Here is a 13,171-nt window from a genome sequence, read left to right as displayed (position 1 = left end):
GACAAAACCGAAATGGTTTTGTCTTTTTCTACGTGCATGAGAGGATTCGAACCCCCGACACCTTGGTCCGTAGCCAAGTGCTCTATCCAGCTGAGCTACATACACACGTTGTTCAACAACAGATAGTATTCTATACCAGTTCTATAAATTTGTCAAACAAAATCTAAGATTTTCTTAAAAAATTTCTGTATTTTTTTCAAGACACAATTTGATCTGTGGCTGAGCACCATCTCCATAGATCATATTTTTAATCTCCTGCATTTCGAGGTCTGTTTGAGAGATAACATCAGCACAATGTTTTAAGCGACCGGAGATAAGTTCGGGATCGGCGACATCCTTTTTATAACGGAGCTGGTGGTCAAGACTTGCCCAGAAGTCCATCGCGATGGTACGGATCTGAACTTCTACCCGCATATTTCTTGTATGGTCGGCAAAGAAGACAGGAACTTCTATGATCAGGTGAAGACTGCGGTAACCATTTGGCTTTGGATGGCTGATATAGTCTTTTGCCTCGATCAGAGTAATATCATTCTGACTGATGAGCTTCTCTGCAACGGCGTAGATGTCATCGATAAAGGAGCAGATAACACGAACCCCCGCAACATCATTCAAATTATATACGATATTTTCTACGGATACCTGACATCCTCTTGAAGACAGCTTTGTTGCGATACTGACCGGTTTCTTGATGCGTGATTGGATAAATTCAATCGGATTTCGGTTATAGCGGACGCTGAAATCTGTATTTAATACATCCAGCTTGGTCTGAACTTCCTTGATCGCACAGGAGTACATCATCATAAGCTCCTCGAATCGTTTCATGTCTTCTATAAAAGGATTCTGCTCCGGATATAGAAGTGCATCGATATAGCTTCTGTATATATTTGTATTTGTATTATTATCTTTAGCAGACATATTCATAATCTCCGTTTCTGTTTTAGGCAATCTTTATTTTATCAATTTGCATGAATAGACAAAAAATCATTGTCCCTATCATTCTACTACATTTTGAAGGTAGAGTATACTATAAAAACGTGATAAAATGAGCATTGCGACGGGTGTGCTTGCACATACCGGCATAATGCGAGAAAGAAGTGAATTATATGAGATATTTGGATCGGCTGATTGCATCAGAGGTTCTTCCGAATGCTTATAAAGAGTGGCGGGGATACCGACAGAAGCTGACAGACTTTATAGAAGAAAATTGTGTGGCCGAAGGAGGGTGTAAGCCTGTTCTTGCTATATGGGGAGCAGGACGGTCAAATGACATCGATCTGGCAAGACTTGCAGAGAGATTTAAGCTGGTTTTGATCGACCGGGATGCAGAGGGACTTGCACAGGCGTGTAAGACCTATGGATTGGAGGAAACAGATGCTATTTGTGTGGATCTTCCTTTCTGGAATGTAGAGCTTGAGACTTATGAAATGTTTGAAGCATTGCTTGCAGAGGGTGAAGAAGCAGAGATCGTGATCGAGCATTTGAAACAGGTTGCATTTGACAACAGCCACAGGGTATTGCCGGAGATCGGACGAAGGTTTGACTACAGCGTCTGCGTAGGACTTCACAGTCAGTTGAATGCGAGATTTGCAGGCCTGTTATATATGTATCGGGAGAATTATGACGAGGAAGAATTGCAGATGATCGAGAATGCGATCCGGGCATTAAACGAAGTTGCGGTTACCCGGACAAATGATGTGATCTATATGCTGACGGAGAAATTAATGGTGTTCGGGTTAGAATGGGCAGTTGTAAATGAATCCGCTATGGATCAGTGGGAGAATCTTGTCCCTGAAGAAATTGAAGGAGCATTGCAGCTTCGTCATGACATCGGAATGCATAAGGATTTTGATATCCGGATTGAAGCGGAGCGGCGGTTGTTCTGGCCATTTGCATGGAAGGAGCGAAAGAAGGGGTATGTGATGGAATTGCTGGCAGTACAGCCTCTTGAATAATAGAGAATTGGGCCTATACGAAGCCGGACAGAATATTAGCAAATTGAAGTGGAATGAACAGTAATAGAAAATCGGAAAAATTCCATAAAAAACAGGGGTAAAAACGTATAGCGGTTATAGGGAGAGACAAATGACAGACAGAGAATTTGGAAAATATATGTCTGCGATCGCACAGGGAGACAGGGAGAGCCTTCGGGCAGTGTATGACGAATATCTGAAGCTGATCTTTGCGGTGGTCTATGATACGATCCGGCAGAGAGAGGAAGCGGAGGATGTGACATCGGAGTTCTTCATCAAGCTTTATCGGATCGCAGACAGTTATAAGAAGGGAACCGGTCATAAGAGATGGCTTGTGACGATCGCAAAGAATATGGCGATCGACCGGATACGAAAGATCGATCGTGAAATGCTGGTGGATGAAATGCCGGAGCGAGACGAAGGAAAGACGATGGAGAGTCAGGTAGTGGAGAGCCTGACATTGAAGCAGGCAGTTGCCACGTTAAAGCCGGAGGAGCAGGAGATTCTGGATCTGAAGGTAGTCGGAGGATTTACATTTAAAGAGATCGCGGAAATGAAAGGGCGACCGATCGGAACGATCACATGGATCTATAATCAGGCTATACAAAAATTAAGGAGGTGCAGGCTGTGAGAGATGAACAGAATAAGAACAGACAGACGGAAGAAGACAGATTCATAGAAGCTTATCTGAACCGGATCGATGCAGATGCACCGGATCTGTGGGATCGGATCGAAGCAGGGCTTGACCGTGAAGCAAAGGATGTAGAAGAAAAACAAAAGAAAACCTCTAAGGTAAAATATGTAATTCCGGTTCTTGCGATCGCAGCGGTTCTTCTGGCCGCAGTGATTGCGACACCGTTGCTGTCTGATTCTAAGCGACATTCGAAAGAAATAAATGCAGGCAGGACAACGGATGTTTCAAATGATGGGCTGGATGCAGCAGAGAATTCAAATATATCCGATCGGGCGGAAGATTATGTGGATGAAACAGCGGATTCCATACCGGAGACAGTACAGAATGAAACTGCCAACAGACCGACACAGAATACAACAGAAGCTATACAGATGAATGGAGCCGGTGGAGATTCGTCCGATGTTCAGGCGGAAGCAGGCCATACAAAGAGTCAGACAGATGCACAGGAAAATGCGGGATGTACAGATCTTCAGGTGTCGGAATCAGCTGATATGGATGCATGGCAGGAAATGAGTAATATAGCAGTTACACTTCAGATCACAGAGATTGTAACAGCAGAGCCGGATGCGGTACAAAAATATGTCGCAAAACTCTTGCAGGTATCTGATGCATCCGGGAAATTAATAATCGGTCAGGACATTGTATTGCAGCCGGAAGAAGCAGAGACATTTTTGGTAGGGGAAGAAGTAACAGGTACACTTCTCCGATATGATTCTGAACGACAGGCATGGATCTTAAGCAGACAGTAGTTGATCTGTAGGAAAAAATTCCATAAAAAGAGGATACCCATCCGTATCTTAGTCATAAAGAGAATAGATAGCTGTAAAATTTTGTTTTCACATTCGACGATTGATAACGTCGGAGGTGATCAGAGCAGAAATTATGCAGCTATCGGATAGTGACTAAGATAAGGAGGGTATTTTTTATGAGAAAAATCAGACGGATGGTAAGTGTGGTTATGATCTCCTGCATGATGGCGGGCTGTCTTGCAGGCTGCGGAAGCGGGAAAAAAACAGGAGGCACGCATGGAGAACGACAGGGAACGGAAAGCCGGTCAGGTACGGAGCGGGAGAGCATCGCAGAAAGATACAGACAGGAAGCCGTAAAAGAGGAATTTGAAGAAAATATAGCGGAATCCGGACAGTCACAGCAAAATATGGCTGTGCCGGAAGGTATAGAAGAAGAGGCTTGTGATAGTGTGGTTTCGGCTGCCGATACATGTAATTCGGTAATGGATAGTGCATCAAATTCTGAATATGTAAAAATCGGATATGGAGAATCCGGTTATGATACCAGAGAGTATGACTATCAGGAAGAACATCGGTTTGTGTCTACGAAAGATTCCCCGCTTTCAACATTTGCGGCAGACTGTGATACAGCTTCCTACAGCAATATCAGAAGTTATATCGAAGAAGGAACGCTGCCGCCGGCAGGAGCAGTCCGGGTCGAAGAAATGATCAATTATTTTGATTATGACTATGTATCAGACCCGGAGGCTGGGAAGAAGTTTGCAGTATATACGGAATATGCGGATTGTCCATGGAATAAAGATACAAAGCTGATGATGGTAGGACTGAATACGGCCGCGATCGATATGAGTGAGAAGAAAGCATCCAATCTGGTATTCCTGATCGATACATCCGGTTCTATGTATGAGGAAAATAAACTGCCGCTGGCACAGAAAGCATTTAAAATGCTGGCAGAGAATCTGGATGAGAACGACAGGATCAGTATTGTTACATATGCGGGTTCGGATACGGTTGTTCTAAATGGCGTGGCAGGTTCGGAGGCCTATACGATATGCGAGGCACTGGATTCGCTGGAAGCATCCGGCAGCACAAATGGAAGTGCGGGACTGATCACGGCATATGAGATCGCAGAGCAGCAGTTTATAAAAGACGGAAATAATCGGGTGATCCTTGCGACGGACGGGGATCTGAATGTCGGGCTGACAAGCGAGAGTGATCTGGTAGGATTGATCACTGAGGAGAAGGACAGCGGTATATTCTTGAGTGTTCTGGGATTTGGTTCTGATAATCTGAAAGATAACAAATTAGAAGCATTGGCAGATCACGGAAACGGTAATTACTCGTATCTGGATTCTGTCTATGAAGCAAAGAAGGTTCTGGTTGACGAAATGGGTGGAAGTTTATATACGGTTGCAAAGGATGTCAAAATGCAGATTGAATTCAATCCGGAGCAGGTGAAAGGCTATCGGCAGATCGGATATGAGAACCGTACGCTTTCCGCAGAAGATTTTGCAGATGATACGGTGGATGGCGGCGAGATCGGAGCCGGTCATGTGGTGACTGCACTCTATGAGGTGGTTCCGGTCGATTCGGAATTTGACGTGCCGGAGGCAGAGACAAAATATACATCGAAAAAGCAAAGTACAGATTATTTCGGCGAACTGGCAACCGTGAATATCCGTTACAAAGAACCGGATGGAGATAAGAGTACACTGGAAACAGACGTTATAAAGGCAGAAAGCGGTCAAAAGGGAATGTCTCATGACCTGAGCTTTGCATCGGCGGTTGCGGCATATGGAATGCTGCTTACGGACAGCACATATAAAGGAACAGCGACGTATAAGATGGTGGAAGAACTTGCGGAAGCAGGAATCACGGTTCAGACAGATGAAAGGAACATGGCTCAGGCAAGCAACGACCAGTTATACCGGAGCCAGTTCCTTGAACTGGTGCGGAAGACGGAGAAAATACCTCAACGTGAACCGGCAGCACAGATGTGGCAGTGCGATTAACAGACGGCCGGTTGTTTATATTCGAAATTCATAATAAATATAAGCCGTAAAAGGTGTTTTTTTCTCTGATATATGCTTTTTTATTTTTAAACGTATAGAAGCACTTCCCTTTTATTGATAATTCTTGTATAATAAAGTATTAGAGTTGCCAAAAGGCAAATATAAGAAATGACAGGAAGGATAAATTAATGGGTGAAAAAAAGATAATGCTCGGTAATGCAGCGATCGCCAGAGGCGCATATGAGGCCGGTGTAAAGGTATCAGCAGCATATCCGGGTACTCCAAGTACAGAGATCAGTGAGAATATTGTAAAATATCCTGAGATATATGCAGAATGGTCTCCAAATGAAAAAGTTGCAACAGAGGTTGCGATCGGAGCATCATTTGCCGGTGTCCGTTCAATCGTATCAATGAAGCATGTAGGTGTGAACGTAGCTTCAGATCCATTATTTACAGCAGCATATACCGGTGTAAAGGGTGGTATGGTTTTGGTAGCAGCCGATGATCCGGGTATGTATTCATCACAGAATGAACAGGATTCCAGACTGGTAGCAAGGACAGCGATGATTCCGGTGTTTGAACCATCTGACAGTATGGAAGCAAAGGAGTTCACAAAGTATGCATTTGAATGCAGCGAGAAGTACGATACTCCGATCATGCTCCGTACAACAACCAGACTGGCACATTCACAGGGCGTTGTTGAATTAAATGACAGAGTAGAAGTAGAAGACAAGCCATACGAGAGAGACATTAAGAAGATGGTTATGATGCCGGGTAATGCGATCCCTCGTCATGTATTTGTAGAACAGAGATTAAAGGACATGGCAGCAGACGGTGCGGATATGCCGATCAATCGTGTAGAGATGAATGATACCAGCGTTGGTGTTATCACCAGCGGTATTCCATATCAGTACGTAAAGGAAGCAATGCCAAATGCCTCCGTATTAAAGCTTGGTATGGTAAATCCGCTTCCTAGAAAGTTGATCGAAGACTTTGCGGCAAAGGTTGATAAGCTGTATGTTATTGAGGAGTTAGAGCCTCATATCGAGACACAGGTAAGAGCCTGGGGCATCGATGCAGTAGGTAAGGAGCTTTTGACCGTTCAGGGTGAATACAGTGCAAATATGTTAAGAGAGAAGATCCTCGGCGAGAAGGTTGAGCAGGAAGAACCTGCAAAGGTTGCACCTAGACCACCTATCCTTTGTCCGGGATGCCCGCATAGAAGTGTATTTTCAGTATTAAACGAACTGAAGATCCATGCAGCAGGAGATATCGGATGCTATACACTGGGAGCAGTTGCGCCGCTTAGCGTAATTGATACAACCGTATGTATGGGATCTTCCATTTCTACATTACATGGTATGGAAAAAGCAAAAGGAAAAGATTACATCAAGAACTGGGTTGCGGTTATCGGTGATTCCACATTTATGCATACAGGTGTAAACTCTCTGATGAACATGGTTTACAACAAGGGTACAGGAACCGTTATCATCCTTGATAACTCAACAACCGGTATGACAGGACATCAGGATCATGCAGCGACCGGTAAGACCTTGCAGGGTGAACTTACATATGCGATCAACATTTATAAATTGTGTAAGGCAATCGGTATTGACAGTGTACATGAGATCAATGCATTTGACATTGATGGTTTAAAGAAGCTGATCAAAGAGGAAGTTGCAAAGGATGAGATCTCTGTTATTATCACCAAGTCTCCTTGTGTTCTTTTAAAGACAACCAAGGTAACAGGTGTATGCAGAGCTATCCCGGAGAAATGTAAGAAGTGCGGTATGTGCTTAAAGCCGGGATGTCCGGCAGTTATCAAGCAGCCGGATGGAACGATCCAGATCGATGAGACCATGTGTAATGGTTGCGGACTGTGTATGAAGCGTTGTAAGTTTGATGCGATCGAAAAGGAGGAATTCTAATGGCTGTAAAGAATATTATGATAGTTGGTGTCGGTGGACAGGGAACTCTTCTTACAAGCCGTATCCTCGGTGGTATCACGACAGCAGCAGGTTATGATGTAAAGCTCTCCGAGGTTCATGGTATGAGCCAGAGAGGCGGTAGTGTTGTTACATATGTAAGATATGGTGAGAAGGTTGCGGAACCGATCGTAGAAGAAGGTCATGCAGATGTTCTGATCGCATTTGAGAAGCTTGAGGCTATGCGTTATGCTCATTTTCTGAAGAAGGACGGCGTGATTATTGCAAATGATCAGAGAATCGATCCGATCACGGTTGTAACCGGTCAGGCAGAATATCCGGAACACATCTTAGAGACATTGTCAGAGAAGCATAAGGTGATCTCCATCGATGCGATGGCAGAGGCAAAGAAGCTTGGCAATCCAAAAGTATTTAATACGATCATTATCGGTGTTGCTGCAAAACATATGGATTTTGACCATGACAAATGGGTAGAGGTTATCAAGGCAACGGTTCCTCCAAAGACAGTTGAGATGAACCTGAAGGCATTTGAAGTCGGATATGCATTATAAAGATTAAAATTAAATAAATGGTTTATTACAGAAGCATCTGTGAAAACCGTCAGGGAAAATACCTTTTGTACATAAGAAACAGTTCATGCAGATATGTACAGAAGGTATTTTTACATTATGTATAATAATTGGAGCAAAAAATGTCGATTTTTAGGTACTTTTGACAAAAAAATAGTGGACGATATGGCTTATATAGTGTAAAATCAAAAATGCGGGTGCTTTCATGCGAAAAGAAAATTGGTGGGAACGTATAAGGAGAATTCGTAATGAATAATGATACAATAAATGTTGATATCAGTAAAAAATGGCAGTTGTTGTTGTGGAAGGTATTTCTGTCGGCTGCGATCATGTTCATGGTTGTGGAAGTAGTCATATGTCTGGTAAAAAAAGATTTGGGAATGACGCGAGGAGCGTATATGGGGTTATATGTAGCAATTCCTCTTGTCATATATGCAGGGGTGTTGTCCGGAACCGTATATGTTTTGAAAAAAAACAAGCTGACCGAGAACGGAGCTGACTGGCTGGTATCCATGATGATGTTTGTGATCTTTATTGTTCCGGCATTTGAGCATTATAATGCGATCGTACTGGCGCTGTTGCCTATGGTTTCAATCGTGATCACAGCCGTATTTGCGAATCAGAATATTACACTGGTGATGACGCTTCTGACATTCTGCAGTCTGATCATTAATGATATCCGTCTGTATAGCCTGTTTGAGTGGAAGGAGATTAGCTTTGGGGCATATGTAACAGCTTCATTTGGGTTGGTTTTAGTTTTGAGCGTGGTAACCTTCTTGTTGAATATGCATACGAAAGAGCTGATGGAATCCATCGGTAACTTCACAGTTCGTCAGATGAATCTTATGACAGAGCTTCGTAAAGATCCGTTGACAGGATTATATAACAGACGTTCCTTTGAGGAGAGCCTGGAAAAAGAAATCCAGCGTACAGAAGAAACCGGAGAGAAAGCATATATTGCGATTTTTGATATCGATCATTTCAAGAATGTAAATGATACATACGGACATAGCAATGGTGATGTGGTTATCAAGGCACTTTGTAAGATGCTAAAGGAGAAATCCAAAGACTATGGTCTTGCATTTCGTTACGGTGGCGAGGAATTTGTTATACTGTTCAATAATATTGAACTGCCGAAGGTTATCAATGTAGTAGAGGATGTAAGAACAGAATTCCGATGCTACTACTTCCAGTTCATGAATAACAGTGGAATCACCTGTAGCTGTGGTGTTGCGGAATATTCCAAAGGAGAGAGTGCAAAGGCATGGTTCAATCGGGCAGATAATTCGCTGTATCAGGCGAAGGAAGCCGGACGTAACCGAACCGTTGTGAGCGAATAAGATAATAAAAAAAAGAAATCAGTAATTTAAAAACAGTGATATCTAAAAAACAGAGAAATTGGTACTACAAGTATGCCAGTTTCTCTGTTTTTTTACATGTTTTCAAATTGGTATAAAAAAATATAAAATTGGTATTGCAAAACCAGTTGATAGGTGGTATATTATGTTTACAAAGTGGTTCACAAAAAAGAACCACAAAAGGAGATGAAAATGGAGAAGGATATGGAATATTATATTCAGGTTTCCGGTCGTATCATGAAAGATAATCTTGATAAAAGAAAGTCTCTTACCCAAAAGATATGCGACTGGTATCTGGATCAGGACAAAGAAGATATATGTCTGATCGCATCCGGATCGTCCCTGAATGCAGCATATGCAGCTCGACCATTTCTTTTAAAATACAGTAAATTTGATATCAGTGTATTAAGTACAGTGGAATATCTGGATGTTTACCGGGAGAGAGAAAAGAACCGGTTTACGATTTTAATATCCCAGAGTGGATGCAGTACAAACATAATTGAAATTATGAAGGAGCTGGATAAAGAGCATCAACCATTTGTTTTGTTAACAGGGAATGAGAATGGCAGTGCAAGCAGATACACAGATCGTCTTGTGGAGTATGGAGTTGGGAATGAAACGATTGATTATGTAACTCTTGGATATTCTACTTTGATCGAGTTCCTGATGCTTATGATACTGGAGATAGGTTTTCAAAAAAAAGAAATCAGTGATCAGGAATATGAAACTGCAGTAAGCCAGATCCGGAAAGCTTGTGAAATGCAGGAGCTTTGCCTGATACAGGCGAAAGAATTGGTACAAAAACGATATCAGGATCTGTTGTGTATGGAAAAAGCAATACTGGTCGGCGATGGAGCCAATCTGGCAACGGTCAGAGAGGGAGCGTTGAAATTTCAGGAAACTCTGAAAGTCTCGACGGTATATTATGAGAGCGAAGAATTTATACATGGACCGGATATGCAGCTAACTCCGGATTATTCGGTTTTCTTTATAGACTGTGGTAAAACCTCTGATCGACTGTATGATATTTATAAAGCAACATCGTTGATCACGGAACGTTGCTATGTGATTACGGATCAGGTTCACGATAAACGAGATGGACAGATTCGGATACCATGCCGGCTTCCGGCAGAGATCACACCGTTATATACAGCTGCATTGTTTCAATATATAGCGGCTCATGTAACAAAAGAAAAAAATAATTTTACTTGTCATCCGCTGTTTTCCCAGATGGAACAGGCTGTTTCGCCAAAAACAGAAGACTATGACAGGATTATGAAAGAAAAGCTTGAAAGGAGCAGAAGGGAGGAGAACGGATGAGAAAATATGTCTTAGCAACACACGGAAAGATGGCCGAAGGAATGTTGACAACGATTGAAATGCTGGCAGGTACACAGGAAAATCTGACCTGTATCAATGCTTATACAGATGAATGCCCGGATCCGCTTCCGGAATTAAAGAGAATTGTTGAAGCGAATTCAGAGGCAGAGATTGTGATAATGACAGATCTTTTAGGCGGAAGTGTGAATAATAATGCATCCGCATTATTGTCTGATCCAAGGATACATGTTGTTGCCGGTGTGAATCTGGCTGCAGTGATCGGTATCCTGCTGAGTGCAGAGGATCAGGATACGGCATCTGTAATTGAAAGTGCGGTTGCAGAGGCTAAAGATATGATGGTTTATTGTAATACAGTAAATGCAACGTATGATGATGAAGATTTTTAATCTGTGTATTGACAGAAAAGAAAGGAGAAGGTTTATATGATTAAATCAATTCGCGTTGATTATCGTCTCTTACATGGACAGGTAGCAGTATCATGGACAGCATCATTAGGGGCAGATTGCCTGCTGCTGGTAAGTGACACGGTTAAAAATGATCCGCTGAGATTAAACGCACTAAAGATGGCGAAACCATCCGGAACAAAGGTTGTAGTAAAAAATACAGCGGAAGCTGTAGAGGCATTGAAAAGCGGGGTAACTGATAAATATAAATTATTTATCATCTGTGAAACGGTAGAAATAGCCAAAGCAATCATTGAAGCTACAGGAGAAAAGACATTAAATATCGGCAACATTGCATACCATGAAAATGCAAAATTATATGGTAGAAGCGCATATATGGATGCAGCCGAGCTGGCTCTGGTAAAAGAGATGGTTGATGATGGCGTTGATGTATTTATTCAGATGATCCCGGCTGATAAAGTAATTAAATGCAAATCGCTGTTTTAACGGATGAATGGAGGGACAGATTATGATATTAAAAACAATACTTATTTTTCTGATCGGCCTGCTTGGTTATTCAGAATGGCTGCTTGGTACAAGCTGCCTGCAGCGGCCGATCGTTCTTGGACCGTTAGTAGGTCTGGTAATGGGAAACCTTCCGGCCGGTATTATTATGGGTGCAACTATGGAACTTGCACTTGTAGGAGCCGTATCGATCGGTGCATATAATCCGCCGGATCTGATCGCAGGCACTGTGCTCGGTGTTTCACTTGCGATTCAGTCAGGAGCCGGAGCGGAAACAGCTTTAGTACTTGGTATTCCGATCGCAACCGTAATGCTTGCGGCAAATACCGGTATCTGCCAGCCGTTGATGCTTGTTATGATCCACAAATGTGACCGTGATGCTGAAAAAGGTAATATACGGGCATTTAACAGAGATTATCTGATCGCAGGATATCTTCAGAATCTTTTTGGTATTGTCTGCATCCCACTTGCATTTTATTTTGGCAGTGATGCAGTAACAGCACTTCTTGGTAAAATACCTGAATTTGTTCAGTCCGGTATGGATATAACAGCAGCACTGCTTCCTGCACTTGGTTTTGCAATGCTTGCACAGCAGATGATGAATCGCAAGGTTGCACCATTTTTCTTCCTTGGCTTTTTCCTGGTATCATACCTTGGAATATCCACAACAGGAGTTGCGATTTTTGCCGTACTTATTGTGATAATCGGAGTAACATTCGGCATATTCGGAGACAAGCAACAGGGGGAAGTACCGGTAGTTGAAAACGCAGATAACGGAGGTGATTTTGATGAGTTCTAAGATACATGCAGACTACGATAAGGTAGTTACGAAAAAAGATCTCACAAAGGTGTTTTTAAGAGAGATCACATATGAACATACATGGAATTATGAACGAATGGGAAATGTAGGATTTTGTTTTTCCATGTATCCGGTTTTAAAGAAACTGTATCCGGATAAGAAGGATCTGGCAGCTGCTATGAAGCGTCATCTGACGTTATATCAGACCAGCCATTATCTTGCAACATTTCAGATGGGTATCACAGCCGCAATGGAAGAGGAAAATGCACAGGATGCAGATTTTGATACAGATTCGATTGGCGCAGTAAAAACAGCATTAATGGGACCTATAGCAGGAATCGGCGATTCTCTGTTCTGGGGCACGATCAAGGTAATCGCAACAGGAATCGGATGTTCACTTGCCTTGCAGGGGAACATTCTCGGACCTATTCTCTTCCTTTTGATCTTTAACATTCCGGCATATCTCTGCAGATGGTTTGGAGTATTCCTTGGATATAAAATGGGTCGTGAATCCATGGCAAAGATTGTTGAATCCGGTTTGATGAAGGTAGTTATGGAAGTAGCCTCTATCATGGGTATCATGGTAGTTGGCGGCATGACGATGGATATGACGTCGATTAATTTTGTAACGAAGATCGGAAGCGGCGAAGAAGCAAGTACAATTCAGGATCTGTTAAATGGCATTGTCCCGGGCCTTCCGGTGCTGTTGCTATTTGGAGTTACTTACTGGTTATTGAAGAAGAAGGTTAATCCGTTGCTTATTATGTTGATCATGCTTGTACTTGGAATAGCAGGAGCATTCTTTGGCTTCCTTGGTTAAAAAGG

13 protein-coding genes and 1 tRNA gene are annotated in these 13,171 nt (G+C 42.5%); 12 read left to right on the top strand and 2 right to left on the bottom strand.

All coding sequences use genetic code 11. From position 1 onward, the window contains the following. Positions 1-31 precede the first annotated feature (31 nt). Together GT641_RS07930 and GT641_RS07925 are read right to left on the bottom strand one after the other, a co-directional pair. Positions 32-105 (bottom strand) — tRNA-Arg (locus GT641_RS07930). A 69-nt stretch (positions 106-174) separates the two neighbouring features. After that, positions 175-915 (bottom strand): GTP pyrophosphokinase family protein, encoded by a 741-nt coding sequence (locus tag GT641_RS07925; RefSeq protein ID WP_347562872.1) that lies wholly within the window; start codon positions 913-915, stop codon positions 175-177. Positions 916-1,103: 188 nt separating this feature from the next. Here GT641_RS07925 and GT641_RS07920 point away from each other — a divergent pair, with 188 nt between their 5' ends. The 12 genes from GT641_RS07920 (at position 1,104) to GT641_RS07865 (ending at position 13,166) form a co-directional block, all read left to right on the top strand. Then, positions 1,104-1,952 (top strand): hypothetical protein, encoded by an 849-nt coding sequence (locus tag GT641_RS07920; protein WP_161117249.1) that lies wholly within the window; start codon positions 1,104-1,106, stop codon positions 1,950-1,952. A 130-nt stretch (positions 1,953-2,082) separates the two neighbouring features. Beyond that, positions 2,083-2,601: an RNA polymerase sigma factor gene (locus tag GT641_RS07915; RefSeq protein WP_161117248.1), complete on the top strand. Its 519-nt coding sequence runs from the start codon at positions 2,083-2,085 to the stop codon at positions 2,599-2,601. Then, a complete protein-coding gene (locus GT641_RS07910) occupies positions 2,598-3,413 on the top strand; it encodes a hypothetical protein (protein WP_161117247.1) in 816 nt (271 codons plus the stop codon). The genes GT641_RS07915 and GT641_RS07910 overlap by 4 nt, the downstream gene beginning before the upstream one ends. Before the next feature lie 176 nt (positions 3,414-3,589). Next, the gene (locus GT641_RS07905; protein ID WP_243143719.1) at positions 3,590-5,425 is read left to right on the top strand and encodes a VWA domain-containing protein; all 1,836 of its coding nucleotides are present in this window, start codon (positions 3,590-3,592) and stop codon (positions 5,423-5,425) included. 188 nt (positions 5,426-5,613) lie between these two features. After that, on the top strand, positions 5,614-7,353 hold the full coding sequence (iorA, locus tag GT641_RS07900) for an indolepyruvate ferredoxin oxidoreductase subunit alpha (protein WP_161117246.1): 1,740 nt from the start codon (positions 5,614-5,616) through the stop codon (positions 7,351-7,353). Then, the gene (locus tag GT641_RS07895) at positions 7,353-7,922 is read left to right on the top strand and encodes an indolepyruvate oxidoreductase subunit beta (protein ID WP_008401121.1); all 570 of its coding nucleotides are present in this window, start codon (positions 7,353-7,355) and stop codon (positions 7,920-7,922) included. Before iorA ends, GT641_RS07895 begins: the two co-directional genes overlap by 1 nt. Before the next feature lie 266 nt (positions 7,923-8,188). Continuing rightward, complete coding sequence (locus tag GT641_RS07890) at positions 8,189-9,280, top strand: GGDEF domain-containing protein (RefSeq protein ID WP_161117245.1); 1,092 nt, start codon at positions 8,189-8,191, stop codon at positions 9,278-9,280. A 210-nt stretch (positions 9,281-9,490) separates the two neighbouring features. Next, positions 9,491-10,618, top strand: a complete 1,128-nt coding sequence (locus GT641_RS07885) for an SIS domain-containing protein (protein WP_161117244.1) — start codon at positions 9,491-9,493, stop codon at positions 10,616-10,618. Beyond that, positions 10,615-11,025, top strand: a complete 411-nt coding sequence (locus tag GT641_RS07880; RefSeq protein WP_117785312.1) for a PTS mannose transporter subunit IIC — start codon at positions 10,615-10,617, stop codon at positions 11,023-11,025. The genes GT641_RS07885 and GT641_RS07880 overlap by 4 nt, the downstream gene beginning before the upstream one ends. A gap of 36 nt (positions 11,026-11,061) precedes the next feature. Continuing rightward, positions 11,062-11,529, top strand: coding sequence for a PTS sugar transporter subunit IIB (locus GT641_RS07875; RefSeq protein ID WP_008401131.1), 468 nt, complete (start codon positions 11,062-11,064; stop codon positions 11,527-11,529). Between the two features lie 22 nt (positions 11,530-11,551). Then, entirely contained in the window at positions 11,552-12,346 is a 795-nt protein-coding gene (locus tag GT641_RS07870; RefSeq protein WP_044945156.1) for a PTS sugar transporter subunit IIC, read from the top strand. Next, positions 12,336-13,166, top strand: a complete 831-nt coding sequence (locus GT641_RS07865; protein WP_161117243.1) for a PTS system mannose/fructose/sorbose family transporter subunit IID — start codon at positions 12,336-12,338, stop codon at positions 13,164-13,166. The genes GT641_RS07870 and GT641_RS07865 overlap by 11 nt, the downstream gene beginning before the upstream one ends. Positions 13,167-13,171 lie beyond the last annotated feature (5 nt).

Origin of the sequence: Clostridium sp. BIOML-A1 (assembly GCF_009874105.1) — a bacterium.
Taxonomy (GTDB): Bacteria; Bacillota; Clostridia; order Lachnospirales; family Lachnospiraceae; genus Coprococcus.
Note: the sequence above shows the minus strand (reverse complement) of the source record. Positions and strands in the feature narration are given on the sequence as shown.